The sequence below is a fragment of the Pseudomonas sp. PDM22 genome, assembly GCF_014851965.1.
Taxonomy (GTDB): domain Bacteria; phylum Pseudomonadota; class Gammaproteobacteria; order Pseudomonadales; family Pseudomonadaceae; genus Pseudomonas.
Window position 1 is genome coordinate 201998 of record NZ_JACVAR010000006.1, and the last position, 18824, is coordinate 220821.

General features: G+C 67.2%; 19 protein-coding genes. 15 read left to right on the plus strand and 4 right to left on the minus strand.

The window, feature by feature from the left end; translation table 11 throughout:
- Nucleotides 1-73 precede the first annotated feature (73 nt).
- Nucleotides 74-625 (plus strand): exonuclease domain-containing protein, encoded by a 552-nt coding sequence (locus tag IB255_RS21560; RefSeq protein WP_045208048.1) that lies wholly within the window; start codon nt 74-76, stop codon nt 623-625.
- Between the two features lie 133 nt (nt 626-758).
- The gene (locus IB255_RS21565; protein ID WP_024765480.1) at nt 759-1040 is read left to right on the plus strand and encodes a pyrimidine/purine nucleoside phosphorylase; all 282 of its coding nucleotides are present in this window, start codon (nt 759-761) and stop codon (nt 1038-1040) included.
- 242 nt (nt 1041-1282) lie between these two features.
- Here the strand turns inward: IB255_RS21565 and IB255_RS21570 are convergent, their stop codons facing one another.
- Nucleotides 1283-2200: a CobW family GTP-binding protein gene (locus IB255_RS21570; RefSeq protein ID WP_192210834.1), complete on the minus strand. Its 918-nt coding sequence runs from the start codon at nt 2198-2200 to the stop codon at nt 1283-1285.
- The gene (locus IB255_RS21575) at nt 2197-3945 is read right to left on the minus strand and encodes an amidohydrolase (RefSeq protein WP_081516694.1); all 1749 of its coding nucleotides are present in this window, start codon (nt 3943-3945) and stop codon (nt 2197-2199) included. Before IB255_RS21575 ends, IB255_RS21570 begins: the two co-directional genes overlap by 4 nt.
- A 112-nt stretch (nt 3946-4057) precedes the next feature.
- Here IB255_RS21575 and IB255_RS21580 point away from each other — a divergent pair, with 112 nt between their 5' ends.
- Nucleotides 4058-5104, plus strand: coding sequence for a helix-turn-helix transcriptional regulator (locus tag IB255_RS21580; RefSeq protein WP_081516693.1), 1047 nt, complete (start codon nt 4058-4060; stop codon nt 5102-5104).
- Nucleotides 5105-5162: 58 nt separating this feature from the next.
- On the opposite strand, the gene IB255_RS21585 is transcribed toward IB255_RS21580, so the two are convergent.
- Together IB255_RS21585 and IB255_RS21590 are read right to left on the minus strand one after the other, a co-directional pair.
- Nucleotides 5163-5579, minus strand: coding sequence for a VOC family protein (locus IB255_RS21585; protein WP_192210835.1), 417 nt, complete (start codon nt 5577-5579; stop codon nt 5163-5165).
- A 17-nt stretch (nt 5580-5596) separates the two neighbouring features.
- Nucleotides 5597-6022, minus strand: coding sequence for a YciI family protein (locus tag IB255_RS21590; protein WP_192210836.1), 426 nt, complete (start codon nt 6020-6022; stop codon nt 5597-5599).
- Nucleotides 6023-6273: 251 nt separating this feature from the next.
- Here IB255_RS21590 and IB255_RS21595 point away from each other — a divergent pair, with 251 nt between their 5' ends.
- The 12 genes from IB255_RS21595 (at nt 6274) to IB255_RS21650 (ending at nt 18816) form a co-directional block, all read left to right on the plus strand.
- A complete protein-coding gene (locus IB255_RS21595) occupies nt 6274-6924 on the plus strand; it encodes a hypothetical protein (protein WP_192210837.1) in 651 nt (216 codons plus the stop codon).
- Between the two features lie 72 nt (nt 6925-6996).
- Nucleotides 6997-7464 (plus strand): YbaK/EbsC family protein, encoded by a 468-nt coding sequence (locus IB255_RS21600; RefSeq protein ID WP_045208063.1) that lies wholly within the window; start codon nt 6997-6999, stop codon nt 7462-7464.
- 441 nt (nt 7465-7905) lie between these two features.
- Entirely contained in the window at nt 7906-9129 is a 1224-nt protein-coding gene (locus IB255_RS21605) for an SfnB family sulfur acquisition oxidoreductase (RefSeq protein WP_192210838.1), read from the plus strand.
- 9 nt (nt 9130-9138) lie between these two features.
- The gene (locus IB255_RS21610) at nt 9139-10512 is read left to right on the plus strand and encodes an LLM class flavin-dependent oxidoreductase (protein WP_192210839.1); all 1374 of its coding nucleotides are present in this window, start codon (nt 9139-9141) and stop codon (nt 10510-10512) included.
- Complete coding sequence (locus IB255_RS21615; RefSeq protein WP_192210840.1) at nt 10512-11177, plus strand: methionine ABC transporter permease; 666 nt, start codon at nt 10512-10514, stop codon at nt 11175-11177. The genes IB255_RS21610 and IB255_RS21615 overlap by 1 nt, the downstream gene beginning before the upstream one ends.
- Before the next feature lie 128 nt (nt 11178-11305).
- Nucleotides 11306-12076: a MetQ/NlpA family ABC transporter substrate-binding protein gene (locus tag IB255_RS21620; RefSeq protein WP_192210841.1), complete on the plus strand. Its 771-nt coding sequence runs from the start codon at nt 11306-11308 to the stop codon at nt 12074-12076.
- Between the two features lie 114 nt (nt 12077-12190).
- A complete protein-coding gene (locus IB255_RS21625; RefSeq protein WP_192210842.1) occupies nt 12191-13426 on the plus strand; it encodes an SfnB family sulfur acquisition oxidoreductase in 1236 nt (411 codons plus the stop codon).
- Nucleotides 13427-13435: 9 nt separating this feature from the next.
- Complete coding sequence (locus IB255_RS21630) at nt 13436-14650, plus strand: SfnB family sulfur acquisition oxidoreductase (protein WP_192210843.1); 1215 nt, start codon at nt 13436-13438, stop codon at nt 14648-14650.
- On the plus strand, nt 14647-16044 hold the full coding sequence (locus tag IB255_RS21635) for an LLM class flavin-dependent oxidoreductase (protein ID WP_192210844.1): 1398 nt from the start codon (nt 14647-14649) through the stop codon (nt 16042-16044). Before IB255_RS21630 ends, IB255_RS21635 begins: the two co-directional genes overlap by 4 nt.
- A 35-nt stretch (nt 16045-16079) precedes the next feature.
- Nucleotides 16080-16877: a MetQ/NlpA family ABC transporter substrate-binding protein gene (locus IB255_RS21640; protein ID WP_192210845.1), complete on the plus strand. Its 798-nt coding sequence runs from the start codon at nt 16080-16082 to the stop codon at nt 16875-16877.
- Between the two features lie 240 nt (nt 16878-17117).
- Nucleotides 17118-18179 (plus strand): methionine ABC transporter ATP-binding protein, encoded by a 1062-nt coding sequence (locus tag IB255_RS21645; RefSeq protein ID WP_192210846.1) that lies wholly within the window; start codon nt 17118-17120, stop codon nt 18177-18179.
- Nucleotides 18142-18816, plus strand: coding sequence for a methionine ABC transporter permease (locus IB255_RS21650; RefSeq protein ID WP_412548130.1), 675 nt, complete (start codon nt 18142-18144; stop codon nt 18814-18816). Before IB255_RS21645 ends, IB255_RS21650 begins: the two co-directional genes overlap by 38 nt.
- Nucleotides 18817-18824 lie beyond the last annotated feature (8 nt).

Consider the following 18824-nt stretch of genomic DNA (forward strand, 5'->3'; position numbering starts at 1 on the left):
GCCTAGCACAGCGGTTTGCCGGTCCCGCAAACGCCTTCCATACTCGATTCGAACCCAACCACGAGCACCGACTATGCCCCACTGGCTGGTGATCGACCTGGAAGCCACCACCGAGGAAGGCGGCTGGCCGGTCGAGGAAATGGAGATCATCGAGATCGGCGCGAGCCTGGTTGCCGAGGCCGACGGCCGCGAGCTGGACCATTTCCAGCGTTTCGTCCGCCCGCAGCGACGCCCGCTGCTGACGACCTTCTGTCGCGAACTCACCCACATCACCCAGGCCAATGTCGATGCCGCCGCGCCGCTGCGCGAGGTCTGGCCGCAGTTCGAGCGCTGGCTCGCCCAGCACAGCCCGCGCCTGGCCGGCTGGACCAGTTGGGGCGACTACGACCGTCACCAGCTGGAACTGGAATGGCGCCGCCAGCACCTGGACAGCCACCTGTCCCGCGTCCCCCACGTCAACCTCAAGCAGCGCTTCGCCCAGGCCCGTCAGCTCAAGCGCCAGGTAGGCCTGAACGCCGCGCTGCACCTGGCCGGCCTGCACTTCCAGGGACAGCCGCACCGCGCCCTGGAGGACGCCCGCAATACCGCCCGCCTGCTGCCGCTGACCCTGCCCGTCGCCGGCTGAAACCGCCAACTTATCGTCGATTCAGCGCCGACCTGGCACTGACCGCACGGTCGCCTGCGCCGCTCTAGTGACGGGGCCTGCGGCCTTGGGCATACTGGCGGGCCCTTTTTCACCCCTCTAGCAGGAGAAGCCCATGTTCAAGGTCAACGAGTACTTCGACGGCACCGTCAAATCCATCGCCTTCGACATGACCGCAGGCCCCGCCACCATTGGCGTGATGGCTCCCGGCGAATACGAATTCGGCACCAGCCAGCTGGAGGTGATGCACGTCGTCGCCGGCGCACTGACCGTCAAGCTGCCGGGCAGCGACAGCTGGGAAACCTTCGAAGGCGGCAGCAACTTCACCGTGCCGGCCAACAGCAAGTTCCAGCTGAAAGTCGCCCAGGACACCGCCTACCTCTGCGAATACCGCTGAGTTCGAGCGTCATGAAAAGCCGGCCCTGAGGGCCGGTTTTTTATTGCCTGCGAAAAGACCGGGCGAACTCTCGGTACTCGAGCGAGCCCTCTCCCCCGCCCTGGCTGCGCGCCCCGCTCCAAAGGGAGAGGGAGCTATCCTTACCGGCTGACAATAAGGTTTCCGCCTGCACCGAACGGTCCCCTCTCCCTTCAGGGAGAGGGTTAGGGAGAGGGCATCCCAAGGCACAGAGTTCCAGGCAGCTAAGAAATGCACCCTCGCAGCCCGACCTCAAGATCCGCCCGCAACCCCGCATCCTTCTCGGCAATGAACACCAGCCGCGAGCCCTGCGCCGCCTCGGCCGCAGTGGCCGGGCGCAGCTGATAGCGCCCGCCGACATATTGCAGCCAGACCGTCTCGCCCTGTCCCGCCAGGCGAATCAGCCCCTTGAGGCGCAGCAGGCCGCGGGGCAGTGCCTCCAGCCATTGTTTCAACCGCGCGCCATCGAAGCTCGCCTCGCCCTGCCAGCTCCAGCTGTCGAACAGGTCGCCATGGTCGATGCCTTCCTGCCCATGGGGCCGCAGCTTGCGCGACGGCTCACCGAGCAGCAACGCGTCGGGAATCTGCGCCTGGATAGTTTCCAGCACCCGCGCGCCCCGGCCGAAACGCTCGCGCTGGCTGGCGCGCTCGTCGGCGTCCAGCAGGTCGCACTTGTTCAGCAGCAGCAGGTCGGCGGCGGCGGCCTGCATGCGCTCCAGTCGCGCATACTCGCCTTCCAGCGGCTCCCGGCGGGCAGCATCGACCACGGTGAGCACCGCATCCAGATGCAGGCGCCGGCGCAGTTTCGGGTAACCCAGCGTCTGCACGATGCGCTGCGGGTCGGACACCCCACTGCACTCGATCACCACCTGCTCCAGCGGCGGGTGCATAGTCGCCAGGCGCTCCAGCTGCGCCAGCAGGTCGTCCTGCACGCTGCAGCAGATGCAGCCGTTCTCCAGGCTGTACACCGCCTCGGTCTGCTCGGCGATCATCCCGGCATCGATGTTCAGCTCGCCGAAATCATTGACGATCACCGCCAGGCGCCGGCCTTCGCAACGCTCCAGCAGGTTGCGCAGCAGCGTGGTCTTGCCCGCGCCGAGGAAGCCGGCGACCACCGTCACCGGGATGCTAGCGGCGTTCATGCGTTGACGCCTTCGATGCGCGGCGGTTCGCCCTGCCACACCGCCGCCAGGGCGGTATCGCTGAACTGGCCGAGACGGTCGTACACCGGGCGGCCTTCGACGAAGGTCAGTTGCACCTCGGTGCGGTGGATGAAGTTGCGCGCCGGCTGCTCGAACAGGTTGCGGTCGAGCACGATGAAGTCCGCCGACTTGCCAGCCTCCAGGCTGCCGGTGAGCTTCTCCAGGCCCATGGCATAGGCGCCATTGAGGGTCGCCACGCGGATCGCCTGCTCCAGGCTGATCGGCTCGCCGAAGCAGGCCGGGTCGTCATTCCACGGGTTTTGCCGGGTGACCAGGGTTTCCAGCGCCAGCCAGGGGTCGATGGATGCCACCGGCCAGTCGGTTCCGAATACCGCGATGCCGCCGGCGGCCAGCACGCCCTTGAAGTCGTAGATGCGCTTCAGCCGATCCGTGCCGTAGCCCGAACGCGCGCCGCTGGCGAAGGGAGTCGGGTACCAGGCTGCCGGGGAGAACTCGGCGATCACTTCCAGCTCGCGGAAGCGCTTGAGGTTGCCCGGATGCAGGATGGTGCTGTGCGCGCACTGGTGGCGCACACCGCTGAAACCATTGCGCCGGCGCGCTTCGGCCACCGCATCGAGGAACACGTCGGACGCCGCATCGCCAGTGCAGTGGGCGATGACGCGGATGCCACGGCTGTCCATGTCCACCACCATGTCGGTGATGTGCTCGGGCGTCAGGTTGAGCTTGCCGCGCCAGGCGTCCTCGCCCGGCCAGGGTGTAATAAGGAAGGAGGAGCGCGGCTCGACGGTACCGTCGAAGTGGAACTTCACAGCGTTCGCCGACAACCGTGCGCTGCGATAGTAGTGACGCTCGCCGCTGAGCAGCTCCCAGCGGCGGCGCACCGGGAAGATGTCGTCCTGCCAGCTGATCGCTGCTTCCACGCGCAGGGTCAGTTGGCCGGCGTCGTCGAGATACTTGAGAGCGTCCAGGCGGTTCTCGCAGACGTGCAGGTACTTGGCCGCGGTGACGCCGCGCGAGCTCTGGAAGTGCACGCCCTCGCGGTAGGACTGGCGCAGCACCTTCGCCGGGGTCGGCGGCATGGCGGCGTGGATCAGCGCGTAGGCGCCGTCGATCATCAGACCGTTGGGCTCGCCGGTCAGCTCGTCGCGCTCCAGGTAGCCGTTGCGCGGGTCGGCGGTGCTGGCGTCGATACCGGCCAGTTCCAGCGCGCGGGAGTTGACCATCATGGTGCCCCACATGCGGTCGAGCAGCGCCACGGGGCGATCCGGCAGGATACTGTCGAGCCACTCGCGGCCCGGCTTCAGCCCGGCTTCGCGGAAGGTGTAGCGCACCCAGTACTGGCCGTAGACCCAACCGTCACCGGGATGGCTGGCGGCGTAATCGAGGATGGCTTTTGCAAGCTGCTCCGGGGTCGGGTCCTCGATGCCGACGTCGAGGTCGTCGGCGTAACGCGGGTTCAGCGCCAGGTCCGGGTGGGTGTGCATGTCGTGCAGGCCGGGCATGCAGAACGCGCCTTCGAGGTCGCGAACCAGGGTGTCCGGGCCGATCAGGTGCTCCATGTCCTCGCGACGGCCCACCGCCAGCAGCCGGCCATCGCGGATGGCCACGGCCTCGGCCCAGGGCTGGGCGGGGTCGAGGGTATAGAAGCGGCCGTTGTGCAGCAGCAGTTCGGCGAAGCGCTCGGTGGGGGAATTGGAGGAGCGGAAGCGGTCCGGAGCGGTCATGGGAAGCCCTTGTTGTTCTTGTCCGTGGAGGCAGTATAGGGCTCGGCTTTCGGCCATCGGCTAGCATAAGATGACAACTCACTAGCATCAGACGACAGCTTGAGCCTGCGCCATGCCCACCGCGTCCTTCGACATCGATTACGCTGCCCGCCAACTGTTCCGCCACTTCCTCGACGAGTGGCGCGCACGCCCCACCCTGCCGGCGCTGGCGCCCTTGCTGGGTGGCCTCGGGCTGCCCAGCAACAGCGAAGCGGCGGCCGCCGAGATGAACTTCGCCCGCTATTACCGCCTGCTGCAGCAGGCCGCCGGGCTGCTCGGCCCAAGCGACTTCTTCCTGCGCCTGGGCCAGCGCTACAACCTCTATGACCTGGGGGTGATCGGCTACGCGCTGATCAGCGCGGCCAACCTGCGACGCTCCTGGGACATCTCCCTCGGCCAGCCGTCGAGCCTGATGCCACACCCGATCCACACCCACCGCGAGGAAGTCGGCGAGCACATCCGCCTGACGCTGCAGCTACCGCCCTTCGGCGAGGTGGAACGCATCGCCCTCTGCGAGGAGTGGCTGAGCAGTACCTGGCGCTGGCTATGCCAGCGCCTGCCGGACCTGGAGGCCTGCACCGGCATGCAACTGCACCTGCCCTACCCGCCACCCGCCCACGCGGCCCTGTATGGCGAGCTCTTCCCCGGCCCCAGCCAGTTCAATGCCGGGCAGGCCGAGCTGTGGATGCCGAAGGCCTTCCATGACCAGCCCTTCTCCACCGCCAACCCGTCGGTGAGCCGGCTGTGCCAGGCCCAGGGCGCGGCAACCCTGGCCAGCTTCGAGCGCGGCCCGGCGCTGCCGGACGATGTGCGCTACTACCTGCTGCAGAACGCGCGCATCCCGCTGCCGGACCTGGAGCAGACCGCCGCCTGGCTGCGTCTGCCGCCGCATACATTGCAGCGCCGGCTGCGCGAGCACGGGCTGACCTTCAAGGGAATCGTGCTGGAGGTGCGGATGGCGCTGGCCCAGCGTTATCTGCTGGCCAGCCGGATGGCGCTGCAGGAGATCGCCTTCCTGCTCGGGTATGAGCACGTCACCAGTTTCCACCGGGCTTTCCAGCGGTTCACCGGGACAACGCCGGAGCGCTTCCGCGCCGACGCCGGGAAGGACTCCCTGTAGGAGCGGGCCATGCCCGCGATCGCGCCCATGGGGCGCTCCTACAGGGAGAGTCCTGCGATCAGACCTCTTTCTCGCAATTGATCATCCACGGCACCCCGAAACGGTCCTCCAGCGCGCCGAACAGATCGGCCCAGAAGGTCTGCTCCAGCGGCATGGTGACCTTGCCGCCCTGGCCGAGGGCGTCGAAGATGCGCCGCGCTTCGGCCTTGGTGTCGACGTTGAGGGTGATCGACACGCCCTTCACGCCCTCGTACTGGCCGCACTGGGGCGAGGCGTCCGAGCCCATCAGCACGTGGCCGCCCACTTCCAGGCGAACGTGGATGATGCGGCTCTTCAGCGCCTCGGGCATGTCCTCGCAACCCGGCGCATCGGAGAAACGCATCAGATGCGGCAGCTCGCCGTGCAGTACTTCGGCGTAGTGACGGAAGGCTTCTTCGCAGTTGCCGTCGAAGACCAGGTAGGCATTCATCAACATGGCGGTTTCCTCCAGGCTCAGGATTTGCTGGCGATTTCAGCGCGCAGGCGTTCTTCCTGCTCGCGCAGTTCGGGGGTGAATTCGGCGCCGAAGTCCTCGGCTTCGAAAATCTGCCGGATTTCGATCTCGGACTCGCCGTCGAAGGGATTGGGCGAGCGCCTGACCCAGTCGATGCACTCCTGCAGCGACGCGGTCTGCATGATCCAGAAGCCCGCGATCAGCTCCCTGGTCTCGGCGAACGGGCCGTCGATCACCTGCCGCGACGCGCCATCGAAGCGCACTCGCGCCCCCTTGACACTGGGGTGCAGGCCTTCACCGGCCAGCATCACGCCGGCCTTCACCAGCTCCTCGTTGTAGGCTCCCATGGCGGCAAGCAGCTCTTCCTTGGGCATCACACCGGCTTCGGAGTCGGCGGTGGCTTTGACGATCACCATGAAACGCATGGTCTTTCTCCTCTTGTTGTCATTCTCTTGTAAGGGCCAGCGTGGCGGCCGGTTGCTTCCGGTTCCTGACAAGTAGTCGAAGGGCGCAACGACAGATCGACAGGCCACGCGAAATTTTTTTCGAGCGGGGCGACGGGGCTTTTGAGCATAGGTCGCGCCAGGGTTCCCGGAGGCGATATGGGAAAATTCGCTATGGACGCTCGGGGGCAGTGCCCTTAGAACGTGCCGCTCAGCAAACTCCCGGCGGTCCCATGCAGGTTCAGCTCATCCCCGTCATCGAAATCTTCTACCTGGTCGACTCCGTTCCCTTGCCGTCCCACGGGCCGTACTGGGACCACGTGGCAGGCTGGCGTGATTACCATGAGCGCAACCTGCGGGCCAACGGCTTCAGCCCGCGACTGCGACCGTACCTGCAGGGCAGTGCGTTCCATCGCATTGCCGAGCTGAGCGACACGGACATTTCGCGGTTGGTCCGCCTGCACTGCGCCGAGGGCCTGGAAGGCTCCGGAGACTGGCGCCAGGTTCCGCCCCTGTCTGGCGGCTACGTGTTGCGGATCGGCGATCTCGACGTCCTGTTCCCGCAATGCTGCAGCGACCTGGGCGACATGCACAGCTGGAAGCGCATCGCCGCCGGCAAGGGCGCCTACCTGTACAGCGGCCATCCCTCTCCCGATATCAATCAGCACAACCAGTCCGTCAGCTTCGACTTCAACGGGCCGGGCGAGACCTTCATCCCGCCGCCGCCGCTGCATTCGGTCACGGTACCGCTGTCCGCGCTGACCCGCGCGGTGCAGGCGGCCGACCGCGAGCTGAGGATCTTCGCGGCTCGCCTGGAGCTGCTGAACGCCAACCAGTCCATGGGCATACCCGACATCGAGACGCTGCTCATTCGCGGACACTGAAAACCCGCTCTGGACAGCTCCGCCCACGCTCCCTAGATTCAGTCCTTTTCGCACCACACGGAGCATCGCCCCATGAGCCTGGAATCGGTTCGCGCCTTCTTCGCCGAAAAGGCCCCCGACATCGCCATCATCGAGCTGGAAACCAGCACCGCCACCGTGGCCCTGGCCGCCGAGGCCCATGGCGTGGAGCCGGGCCGTATCGCCAAGACGCTGTCCCTGCGCGTCGGCGAACGCACCGTGCTGGTGGTGGCCCGCGGCGACGCGCGGCTGGACAACCGCAAGCTCAAGGAAGCCTTCGGCGGCAAGGCCAAGATGCTCGGTGCCGAGGACGTCGTGGCCCTGACCGGCCACCCGGTGGGCGGTGTCTGCCCGTTCGGCCTGGCGACGCCGTTGCCGGTGTATTGCGATGTGTCGCTGCAGGCGTTCGACGAAGTACTGCCGGCGGCCGGCGCGGTGCACAGCGCAGTGCGGATCGAACCGCAGCGCATGGCGCAGCTGGTGGCAGCGGATTGGATCGACGTCTGCCAGGAACTGGCCTGAAGGTTTTTGATGCCCATGCCTCCTGACCTGTAGCACGCAGGGCGCATAACCCGGAACGGGTTATGCGCCGATGCCACAATGGCGGATAACGCTGGCGCGTTATGCGCCCTACTGAATGCTCACGATATCCAGCCCGCTCTGGGCGCATCGCGATTGATGGGTATCGCTGCGCTCCACGCCATCCTACGTTGATGCTCTGTGTGGCTGGGAACTCTGATCGCCGAGAAGCTTCGCTCCTGCCAGGCCAATCGCTGCTCCAGCACTGTTGCTCCAGCAACACCCGCCCAACACTTTGCTGCCTGCCCAGCGCCAAAACTGTTGGATAAAATATTCAAGACATTGAATTCAAAGGATTTTAATTTACGGCACAGCTTGTGCAATGACCTCATCAGACAGATCCGAACGCCGGGTCGAATCATCTGCCGAGGTCGCTGTACTGCCATGCCCCCACTCCCCGAATCCGCCCACTACGACATCCGCGAACCCAACGCGCAGCGGATCGTCTCCGACGCGCAAGCCATCGAAGTCGCCCACAAGGTCGCCGCGTTCCTGCTCGAAGGCGCCGCCGAACGCGACCGCAACCGCGTCGTCCCGCCCGAGGTCGTCGAGGTCTACTCCAACAGCGGCCTGTGGGGCATCACCGTGCCCCGCGAGTTCGGCGGCGCTGAGGTGTCCTACGCGACCCTCGCCGAAGTCATCGCCATCGTCTCCGCTGCCGATCCCTCGCTGGGCCAGATTCCACAGAACCACTACTGCCTGCTGGAAGACATCCGCCTGCAGGGCAGCGACGAGCAGAAGCGCTTCTTCTTTGATCTCGCGCTCAAGGGCAACCGCTTCGCCAACGCGCTGTCGGAAACCGGCGGCAAGAACGTCCAGGACATCCAGACCCGCCTGCGCCACGACGGCGACAGCGTGCTGATCGACGGCCGCAAGGGCTACTGCACCGGCTCGCTCTACGCCCACTGGATCGGCGTGCTCGGCCTGGACGAACAGAACAACGCCCAACTCGCCTTCGTCCCGCGCGGCACGCCGGGGCTGGTGATCGTCGACGACTGGGCCAGCATCGGCCAGCGCACCACCTCCAGCGGCACCGTGCTGGTGGAAGGCCTGCGCGTACCGGCGTTCAACGTCTTCCCCACGCACCGCTCGTACGACGTGCCGACCCTGGCCGGCCCCTTCGCGCAGATCACCACCGCCGCCATCGATGCCGGCATCGCCCGCGCGGCGCTGCGCGACACCATAGCCTTCGTCCGCGAGCAGGCGCGCCCGTGGATCGACGCCGGCGTGGAAAAGGCCAGCGACGACCCGCTGACCATCATCCAGATCGGTGAACTGGGCATCCGCATCGAAGCCGCCGACGCCCTGCTGGAACGCGCCGGCAAGGTGATGGACGCCGCTCGCCCGGCGCCGGACGAAGACAGCGTGGCCCGCGCCTCGGTCGCCGTGGCCAAGGCCAAGGTGCTGACCACCGAGGTCGCCATCGAGGCCTCGAACAAGCTGTTCGAACTCGGCGGCACCCGCTCCACCCTCGCCCGCCACGGCTTCGACCGCCACTGGCGCAACGCCCGCGTGCACACCCTGCACGACCCGGTTCGCTGGAAGTACCACCTGGTCGGCAACTGGCTGCTCAACGACAAGCGCCCGCCGCGCCACGACTGGAATTGAGGACGCGCGATGAGCAAGCAGATCCGTCTCAACGCCTTCGCCATGAACTGCGTCGGTCACCTTTCGCCCGGCCTCTGGCGCCACCCGCGCGACCAGCAGGCCGCGCGGTACACCGACATCCACTACTGGATCGAACTGGCGAAAACCCTCGAACGCGGCAAGATCGACGGGCTGTTCCTCGCCGACGTGCTGGGCGTGTATGACGTCTACCACGGCAACGCCGACGCGGCCCTGTGCGCCGGCGCGCAGGTGCCGGCCAACGACCCGCTGCAGATCGTCCCGGCCATGGCCTCGGCCACCGAGCACCTGGGTTTCGGCATCACCGCCTCGGTGTCCTTCGAGCACCCGTACCCCTTCGCCCGGCGTATCTCCACGCTGGACCACCTGACCCGTGGCCGCGCCGGCTGGAACATCGTCACTTCCTACCTCAACAGCGGCGCGCGCAACCTGGGGCTGAAGCAGCAGCTCAACCACCAGCAGCGCTATGCCCTGGCCGAGGAGTACCTGGAGGTCTGCTACAAGCTCTGGGAAGCCAGCTGGGATGATGACGCGGTGGTCGCCGACCGTGCTAGCGGCATCTACGCCGACCCACGCAAGGTGCACCCCATCGAGCACAAGGGCGAGCACTTCGAAGTACCCGGCTTCCACCTGAGCCAGCCGTCGCCGCAGCGCACACCAGTGCTTTACCAGGCCGGCGCATCGAGCCGGGGCAAGGCGTTCGCCGCCGGCAATGCGGAGTGCGTGTTCGTTGCCGCGCCGACCAAGCGCATCCTCCGCGACCAGGTGGCCGACCTGCGCCGCCTCGCCGTGGAAGCCGGCCGCGAGCCGAGCGACGTGCTGGTGCTGAACCAGCTCACCGTGATCGTCGCACCGACCGACGCGGAGGCCCTGGCCAAGCTGGAAGACTACCGCCGCTACAGCGACCGCGAGGGCGCCCTGGCGCTGGTCTCCGGCTGGACCGGCATCGACTTCGGCCAGTACGCGCCGGACCAGGTGTTGCGCCACGTACAGAGCGACGCGATCCAGTCCGCGGTGGACGCCTTCAGCGCTGCCGACCCGGAGCGCCAGTGGACCGCCGCCGAGATCGCCGACTACTGCGCCCTGGGTGGCGACGGCCCGCTGCTGGTGGGTTCGCCGCAGACCGTGGCGGACCAGTTGCAGGCCTGGGTCGAGGAAACCGACGTCGACGGCTTCAACCTCTCCAGCCTGGTGGCGCCGGAGACCTTCGTCGACATCGTCGACCTGCTGGTGCCCGAGTTGCAGGCGCGTGGGCTGTTCAAGCGCGAGTACGAACAAGGCACCCTGCGCCACAAGCTGTTCGGCCAGGGCGATCGCCTGCGCGCGCCGCACCGTGCGGCGAAACTCAGACGAGGTGGCGCCTGATGGACGGCTGGTTCCGCAACCTCGACTGGCACGATCTCGCCCAGGCCTGCCTGGACACCCTCGCCATGCTCGGCGGCGCACTGGCCTTCACCGTGTTGCTGGGGCTGCCGCTGGGCGTGCTGCTGTACCTCACCGGCAAGCGCCAGTTGCATTCCAGGCCCGGCCTGTACCGCGCTCTGTCGGTGGTGGTGAACATGCTGCGCTCGCTGCCATTCATCATCCTGCTGATCGTGCTGATCCCGGTCACCACGCTGATCACCGGCACCTCGCTGGGCGTCGCCGGCGCGATTCCGCCGCTGGTGGTGGGTTGCACGCCGTTCTTCGCGCGGCTGGTGGAGACTGCCCTGCGCGAAGTCGACCGCGGCCTGGTGGAAGCCACCCAGGCGATGGGCGCCAGCACCTGGCAGATCATCTGGCACACCCTGCTGCCGGAAGCGCGCACCGGGCTGATCGCCGCCGTGACCGTCACCGCCATCGTGCTGGTGGACTACACCGCGATGTCCGGCGTGATCGGCGGCGGCGGTCTCGGCGACTTGGCCATCCGCTTCGGTTACCAGCGCTTCCAGACCGACGTGATGATCATCACCGTCGCCCTGCTGATCCTGCTGGTGCAGGCCCTGCAGATGAGCGGCGACCGTCTCGTGGTGCGCTACACCCGGCGTTGAATTCCCCGCCCACTCCCCCACCGGGAGCGGCACTTGCGATCCACCCGCCGGCAGCCGGGCCCCGCTGCCATCAAGGCCCCACGTCCACACCACGACGGCCCACCCACTACTGCCAAGGAGCAACACCCATGAAAAAGGCCATCGCCATTCTGGCGGCCGTCGTCGCCTTCTCCGCCCACGCGGGGGAGAAGCTAGTGGTCGGCGCCACCCCGGTGCCCCACGCCGAGATCCTCGAGTTCGTCAAACCGGAACTGGCCAAGGAAGGCGTCGACCTCGATATCAAGGTCTTCACCGACTTCATCCAGCCCAACCTGCAGCTCGCGCAGAAGAACCTCGACGCCAACTACTACCAGTACCGTCCCTTCCTCGATGACTTCAACAAGACCCGCCACACCGACCTGGTGCCGGTGGTTGGCATCCACATCGAGCCCTTCGGCGCCTACTCCACCAGGTACAAGTCCCTTGCCGAGCTGCCCGACGGCGCCAGCGTGGCCATCCCCAATGACCCGGTGAACACCGGCCGCGCCCTGGTGCTGCTGGCCGAGAGCGGCCTGATCAAGCTCAAGGACCCGAGCAACCCGCAGTCCACCGAGCGCGACATCATCGACAACCCCAAACACCTGAAGATTCGTGAGCTGGAAGGCGCCCTGCTGGCCCGCGCGGTGAAGCAGGTGGACCTGGCGTTCATCTTCGCCAACTACGCGCTGGAAGCCGGGATCGACACCAAGAGCGCGCTGATCGTGGAGAAAGGCAAGGACCTCTACGCCGAGTTCCTCGTCGCCCGCCCGGACAACATCCAGGACCCGGGCATCCAGAAGCTGGCCAAGGTGCTGAATTCGCCGGAGGTCCGCCAGTTCATCCTGACCCGCTACAAGGGTGAGATCGCTCCCGCCTTCTAAGCACCGATTCTCCCCTGTAGGAGCGAGCTTGCTCGCGAACCCTGCCCGCAGCGGGTGTCGTTCGCGAGCAAGCTCGCCCCTACGAAGAGATGCTCCGTCAACACAGGAAACCGCATGACCGACGAATCCGCACCCAAGGACCTTCGTGACCAGGCGCCCCGGCAACTCCCGGCGCGCCGCATCGACAACGACGCCCAGGCCATCGACGCCGCCCACGAAGTGGCCCGCCTGGCGAAACCCGGCGCTGCCGCCCGCGACCGCGAGCGCGCACTGCCCTGGCGCGAGCTGGAGCACTTCACCGCCCTGGGCCTGGGCGGCATCAGCATTCCCCGCGAGTACGGCGGCGCGCAGGTTTCCTACGCCACCGTGGCCGAAGTCTTCCGCGTGATCTGCGCCGCCGACCCGGCGCTGGGGCAGATTCCGCAGAACCAGTTCGGCCTGCTCAACGTGATCGACAACGTCGCCAGCGACGCGCAGAAGCGCGTGCTGTTCGGCGGCGTACTCAACGGCCGGCGCATCGGCAATGCCGGCCCCGAACGCAACACCCGCAACACCCTCGAACTCAAGGCGCGGCTGCTGCGCGACGGCGAGCACTTCCGCGTCAGTGGCGAGAAGTTCTATTCCACCGGCGCGCTGTTCGCCCACTGGGTCGCGGTGAAGGCCATCGACGAGCAAGGCCGCGCGGTCATGGGCTTCGTCGAGCGCGGCGTGGAAGGCCTGCGCATCGTCGACGACTGGTCCGGCTTCGGCCAGCGCACCACCGCCAGCGGCACCGTGCTGCTGGACAATGCCCCCGTTGCCGGTTCGCTGGTGATCCACAACGGCCGCCTCGCCGACGTGCCGAACATCCAGGGTGCCGTCTCGCAACTGATCCAGGCCGCCATCGATGCCGGCATCGCGGCGAACGCCCTTGAAGATGCCATCGACTTCATCCGCACGCGCACCCGTCCCTTCATCGACGCCAACGTCGAGCAGGCCAGCGAAGAGCCCTTCACCATCGCCGAGATCGGCCGCCTGCAGGTCGAACTGCACGCCGCCGAGGCGCTGCTGGAGCGCGCCGGCCATGTGCTCGACGAAGTCAGCGCACGCCCCATCGACGACGAGTCCGCCGCCCGTGCCTCCATCGCCGTGGCCGAGGCCAAGGTGCTGACCACCGAGGTCAGCCTGGCCGCCAGCGAAAAACTCTTCGAGTTGGCCGGCAGCCGCGCCACCCTTGCCGAATTCAACCTCGACCGCCACTGGCGCAACGCCCGCGTGCACACCCTGCACGACCCGGTGCGCTGGAAGGTCCAGGCGGTCGGCGCCTACCACCTCAACGGCGCACGCCCCGCGCGTCATTCCTGGATCTGAGGAGCGCCGATGAACAGCCTCGTACAATCTCCCGCACAGATCGCCCCCATCCACATCATCCGCAGCGACGACGAAGCCCTCGACGTCGCCCGCACCCTGGCCGCCGACTTTCGCGAAGACGCCATCGCCCGTGACCGCGAGCGGCGCTTGCCCATCGACGAACTGGAGCGTTTCAGCCGCTCCGGTCTGTGGGGCATCACCGTGCCGCGCGAGCACGGCGGCGCGGGGGTTTCCCGCGTCACGGTGGCCCGTGTGATCGCGATCATCTCCGCCGCCGACGGATCGCTGGGGCAAATTCCGCAGAACCATTTCTATGCCGTCGAGCTGCTGCGGGTGAACGGCAGCGAAGAGCAGAAAGCCCGCCTGTTCGCCGAAGTGCTGGCCGGCGTGCGCTTCGGCAACGCGCTGGCAGAAATCGGCACGCGCACCGCCCACGAGCGCACCACCCGCCTCAAGCGCGAAGACGGCCAGCTGCGCATCCGTGGCCGCAAGTTCTACTGCACCGGTGCGCTCTACGCACAGCGCATTCCGACCCTGGTGATCGATGACGACGGCGTCCAGCAGTTCGCCTTCATCGCGCGCGACAGCCAGGGCGTGGAGGTGATCGACGACTGGTCCGGCTTCGGCCAACGCACCACCGGCAGCGGCAGCGTGGTGTTCGATGGCGCGCCCGTGAGCGAGGACGACATCGTGCCGTTCCAGAGCGCCTTCGAGCGTCCGACCACGGTCGGCCCCTTCGCACAGATTCTCCACGCCGCCATCGATGTCGGCATCGCCCGTGGCGCCTATGAAGATGCTTTGGTGTTCCTGCGCGAAAAGGCGCGGCCGTGGATCGACGCGGGCGTGGACAAGGCCAGCGACGACCCACTGGCGATCAATGAAGTCGGCCGCCTGGCGATCCGCTTGCACGCCGCCGAAGCGCTGCTGGATCGCTCCGGCCGCGTGCTCGATGCCGCCACTGCCGAGCCAAGCGCCGAGAGCGTCGCCGCCGCCTCCATCGCCGTGGCCGAGGCGCGGGCGATCACCACCGAGGTCTCGCTGCTGGCCGGCTCCAAGCTGATCGAACTGGGCGGCAGCCGCGCCAGCCTCGCCGAGCTGGGCCTGGACCGCCACTGGCGCAACGCCCGCGTGCACACCCTGCACGACCCGGCGCGCTGGAAGTACTTCGCGGTGGGCAACTACTACCTCAACGACCAGCTGCCGCCGCGCCGGGGGACCCTATGAGCCAGAAGCAGATCCTCCTCAACGCCTTCAGCATGAATTGCGTCGGCCACATCAACCACGGTCTGTGGACCCATCCGCGCGACCGCTCCAGCGACTTCAACAAGCTCAGCCACTGGACCGACCTCGCCCGCCTGCTGGAGAAAGGCCTGTTCGACGGCCTGTTCCTCGCCGACATCCTCGGCGTCTACGACGTCTACCAGAACGGCATCGAACTCACCGCCAGGGAAGCCATCCAGCTGCCGGTGAACGACCCGCTGATGCTGGTCTCGGCCATGGCCGGGGCAACGGAGCACCTGGGCTTCGGCATCACCGCGAACCTCACTTACGAGGCGCCCTACCCGTTTGCCCGGCGACTCTCCACGCTGGATCACCTGAGCGACGGCCGGGTCGGCTGGAACATCGTCACCGGCTACCTGGAAAGCACCGCCCGCGCCATGGGCCAGGACCGACAGATCGACCACGATCGTCGCTACGACCGCGCCGACGAATACCTGGAGGTGCTCTACAAGCTCTGGGAAGGCAGCTGGGAAGACGATGCCGTCGTCGCCGACCGCCAGCGGCGCATCTACGCGCAGCCGGCCAAGGTGCACAAGGTCCGCCACCACGGCGAGTTCTTCGACGTCGAGGGTTACCACCTCTGCCAGCCGTCGCCGCAGCGCACGCCGCTGCTGTTCCAGGCCGGTGCGTCGAATCGCGGGCTGGCCTTCGCCGCACGCCACGCCGAGTGCGTGTTCGTCTCGGCGCAGACCCGCGAGGCCACCCGCGTGCTGGTGGAGCGCATCCGTCAGGCGGCGGTGGATGCCGGCCGCCGGGCGGACGACATCAAGGTATTCATGGGCATCAACGCCATCGTCGCACCGACCGAAGCCGAGGCCCGCGACAAGCTCGCCGAATACCGCCGCTTCGCCAGTGCCGAGGCCGGCCTTGCGCACTTCGCCAGCACCACCGGCATCGATTTCTCGCGCTACGCACTGGACGAGCCGATCCGCTACGAGAAGACCAATGCCATCGAGTCCGCCACCAAGGCGCTGACCGTCGCCCGCACCGACGCCACCGTGCGCCAGTTGCTGGAACAGCTCGCCCTCGGCGGCCGCTACACCACGCTGGTCGGCGACCCGCTGCAGGTGGCCGATGAGCTGCTGGGCTGGATCAACGAGGCCGGTCTGGACGGCTTCAACCTTACCCGCACCGTGGAGCCGGAAAGCTACGCCGACTTCATCGACCTCGTGGTACCCGAACTGCAGAACCGCGGCGCCTACAAGACCGCCTACGCGGACGGCACCCTGCGGGAAAAACTCTTCGGCGCCGGCCGCGCCCGACTGCCCGCGCGGCACGTCGGCGCAGGCTTTCGCCAGGCAACCGCCACTGGAGCGACTCCAGCTTTCTCGCTTTGACGATCGGCTTAAAAAATCACAAAGGATTCGTTGCCATGCATGCACGCTTCAAACTGGCCCTCGGGCTCTCCCTCAACCTCCTCGCCGCCGGCCTCGCCCAGGCCGCCGACACCCTGCGCCTGGGCACCACCGCCGCCTTCGCCCCACCGCTGGAAGTAGCGGTGAAGGAAGCCGCCGAGCAGGGCCTGAAGGTCGAGCTGGTGGAGTTCACCGACTGGAACGCACCGAACATCACCCTCGACCACGGCGACATCGACGCCAACTACTTCCAGCACACGCCCTTCCTGGAGAACGCCAACCGCGAGGGCGGCCTGCACCTGAAGGCGTTCGCGCCGGGAATCATCAACAACGTCGGCCTGTACTCGACCCGATACAAGGCCATCGCCGACCTGCCCGAGGGTGCCAAGGTCGCCATCGCCAACGACCCCATCAATGGCGGCCGTGGCCTGCAGCTGCTGCAGAAGGCCGGGCTGCTCAAGCTCAAGGATGGCGTCGGCTACAAGGCGACACTGGACGACATCGTGGCCAATCCCAAACACCTCCAGATCATCGAGCTGGAGGCCGTGCAGCTGGTCCGCGCGCTGGACGACGTCGATCTCGCCCAGGGCTACCCGCATTACATCCGTCTGGCCGGGACCCTCGATCCGAACAGCGCGCTGCTGTTCGATGGCATCGAGAACCGCGAGTACGTCATCCAGTTCGTGACCCGCGATGACTACAAGGACCCGGACGGCAAGCTGAAGAAATTCGTCGATCTCTACCAGCACTCGCCGCAGGTCCGCGCCGCGCTGGACAAGGCCCACGGTTCGCTCTACCAGCCGGGCTGGCAGTAAACGCGCCAGCATCACCGCTGGCGCGCTATTTCGTAGGGCGCATAACGCGTCAGCGCTATCCGCCGCGCAGGCGCCGGCGGATAACCTGTTCCAGGTTATGCGCCCTACGTTCCGGCCGCGCCGAAATCTCCGGCAAGAACCGCAATTGCCGAACACACCGAACCAGTCCCCTCTCCCTTCAGGGAGAGGGTTAGGGAGAGGGCAAGGCGCCCGCTCCGAACTACCGAACAGGCCCCCACCATGGTCAGCTTCAACCGCAATCTCGAACTCGCCACCCAGCACATCGCCCTGCGCGGGCTGGGCAAGACCTACGCCGGCCACCACGGCCCGGTGGAAGCACTGAGCGACATCGAACTCGCCGTCCGCCGTGGCGAAGTGTTCGGCATCATCGGCCGCAGCGGCGCCGGCAAGAGCTCGCTGATCCGCACCCTCAACCGCCTGGAACAACCCAGCGTCGGCCAGGTACTGATCGATGGCGAGGACATCGGCGCCTTCGACGCCCAGCAACTGGTCGGCCTGCGCCGTCGCGTCGGCATGATCTTCCAGCACTTCAACCTGATGTCGGCCAAGACGGTCGCGCAGAACATCGCCCTGCCCCTGCGCGTAGCCGGCGTGCCCAAGGCACGCATCGCCGAGCGGGTGGACGAACTGCTGCAGCTGGTGGGGCTGGAAGACAAGCGCCACGCCTACCCCGCGCAACTCTCCGGCGGGCAGAAGCAGCGCGTCGGCATCGCCCGCGCACTGGTGCACCAGCCGGAAATCCTGCTCTGCGACGAGGCCACCTCGGCGCTGGACCCGGAGAGCACCCAGGCCATCCTCGCGCTGCTGCGCGACATCAACCGCCGCCTGGGCCTGACCATCGTGCTGATCACCCACGAGATGGCGGTGATCCGCGAAATCTGCGACCGCGTGGTGGTCCTCGAACGCGGGCGCATCGTCGAGCAGGGCGACGTCTGGGAAGTCTTCGGCAACCCGCAGCACGAGGTCAGCCGCACCCTGCTCGGCTCGCTGCAACAGCACCTGCCGCCGGACCTGCTGGCACGGCTGGAGCATCCCTCGGACAACGAAGTGATCCTCGACCTGCACTACACCGGCGTACGCGAACAGGAGCCGGACCTGCTGGCCATCGCCCAGGCCCTGGGCAGCCGCATCAGCCTGCTGCACGGCGGCATCGAGCGCATCCAGGGCCGCGCCCTCGGCCGGCTTCTGCTGAGCGTCGCAGCACCCGCCGCCAGTGCCCCGCAACTGCTCGAACGTGCCCGCGATGTCGCCGACAGGCTGGAGGTGCTCAGCCATGCCTGATCGCCTGCTGCAAGGCCTGCTCGACACCCTGCTGATGATCGGCGCGTCCTCGGCCATCGTCCTGCTGGTGGGCATCCCACTGGCCCTGGTGCTGGTCACCACCGGGCCCGGCGGGATCTTCCAGGCGCGCCTGGTCAACCATGGCCTGGGCAGCGTGGTCAACGTGCTGCGTTCGATCCCGTTCCTGATCCTGATGGTCGCGCTGATCCCCTTCACCCGGCTGATAGTCGGCACCAGCTACGGCGTGTGGGCGGCAGTCGTGCCGCTGACCCTGGCCGCGACGCCGTTCTTCGCGCGCATCGCCGAGGTCAGCCTGCGCGAGGTCGACCACGGCCTGATCGAAGCGGCCCAAGCCATGGGCTGCCAGCCCCGGCACATCATCTGGAACGTGCTGCTGCCCGAGGCACGACCGGGCATCGTCGCCGGCTTCACCATCACCCTGGTGACCATGATCAACTCCTCGGCCATGGCCGGCGCCATCGGCGCCGGCGGCCTGGGCGACCTGGCCTACCGATATGGCTACCAGCGTTTCGACACCCAGGTGATGCTCACCGTGATCATCCTGCTGGTCGCCCTGGTGACCCTGATCCAGTTCGGCGGAGATCGCCTCGCGCGCTGGCTCAACAAGCGGGCGTGACGTTCGTC

What these genes read in the sequence shown, in the direction of transcription:
- IB255_RS21615 (WP_192210840.1), top strand. Translation starts at nt 10,512, where the DNA reads ATGGACGGCTGGTTCCGCAACCTCGACTGGCACGATCTCGCCCAGGCC.
- IB255_RS21585 (WP_192210835.1), bottom strand. Translation starts at nt 5,579, where the DNA reads ATGTTGATGAATGCCTACCTGGTCTTCGACGGCAACTGCGAAGAAGCC.
- IB255_RS21645 (WP_192210846.1), top strand. Translation starts at nt 17,118, where the DNA reads ATGGTCAGCTTCAACCGCAATCTCGAACTCGCCACCCAGCACATCGCC.
- IB255_RS21560 (WP_045208048.1), top strand. Translation starts at nt 74, where the DNA reads ATGCCCCACTGGCTGGTGATCGACCTGGAAGCCACCACCGAGGAAGGC.
- IB255_RS21640 (WP_192210845.1), top strand. Translation starts at nt 16,080, where the DNA reads ATGCATGCACGCTTCAAACTGGCCCTCGGGCTCTCCCTCAACCTCCTC.
- IB255_RS21605 (WP_192210838.1), top strand. Translation starts at nt 7,906, where the DNA reads ATGCCCCCACTCCCCGAATCCGCCCACTACGACATCCGCGAACCCAAC.
- IB255_RS21650 (WP_412548130.1), top strand. Translation starts at nt 18,142, where the DNA reads ATGTCGCCGACAGGCTGGAGGTGCTCAGCCATGCCTGATCGCCTGCTG.
- IB255_RS21590 (WP_192210836.1), bottom strand. Translation starts at nt 6,022, where the DNA reads ATGCGTTTCATGGTGATCGTCAAAGCCACCGCCGACTCCGAAGCCGGT.
- IB255_RS21575 (WP_081516694.1), bottom strand. Translation starts at nt 3,945, where the DNA reads ATGACCGCTCCGGACCGCTTCCGCTCCTCCAATTCCCCCACCGAGCGC.
- IB255_RS21580 (WP_081516693.1), top strand. Translation starts at nt 4,058, where the DNA reads ATGCCCACCGCGTCCTTCGACATCGATTACGCTGCCCGCCAACTGTTC.
- IB255_RS21620 (WP_192210841.1), top strand. Translation starts at nt 11,306, where the DNA reads ATGAAAAAGGCCATCGCCATTCTGGCGGCCGTCGTCGCCTTCTCCGCC.
- IB255_RS21595 (WP_192210837.1), top strand. Translation starts at nt 6,274, where the DNA reads ATGCAGGTTCAGCTCATCCCCGTCATCGAAATCTTCTACCTGGTCGAC.
- IB255_RS21630 (WP_192210843.1), top strand. Translation starts at nt 13,436, where the DNA reads ATGAACAGCCTCGTACAATCTCCCGCACAGATCGCCCCCATCCACATC.
- IB255_RS21600 (WP_045208063.1), top strand. Translation starts at nt 6,997, where the DNA reads ATGAGCCTGGAATCGGTTCGCGCCTTCTTCGCCGAAAAGGCCCCCGAC.
- IB255_RS21635 (WP_192210844.1), top strand. Translation starts at nt 14,647, where the DNA reads ATGAGCCAGAAGCAGATCCTCCTCAACGCCTTCAGCATGAATTGCGTC.
- IB255_RS21625 (WP_192210842.1), top strand. Translation starts at nt 12,191, where the DNA reads ATGACCGACGAATCCGCACCCAAGGACCTTCGTGACCAGGCGCCCCGG.
- IB255_RS21570 (WP_192210834.1), bottom strand. Translation starts at nt 2,200, where the DNA reads ATGAACGCCGCTAGCATCCCGGTGACGGTGGTCGCCGGCTTCCTCGGC.
- IB255_RS21610 (WP_192210839.1), top strand. Translation starts at nt 9,139, where the DNA reads ATGAGCAAGCAGATCCGTCTCAACGCCTTCGCCATGAACTGCGTCGGT.
- IB255_RS21565 (WP_024765480.1), top strand. Translation starts at nt 759, where the DNA reads ATGTTCAAGGTCAACGAGTACTTCGACGGCACCGTCAAATCCATCGCC.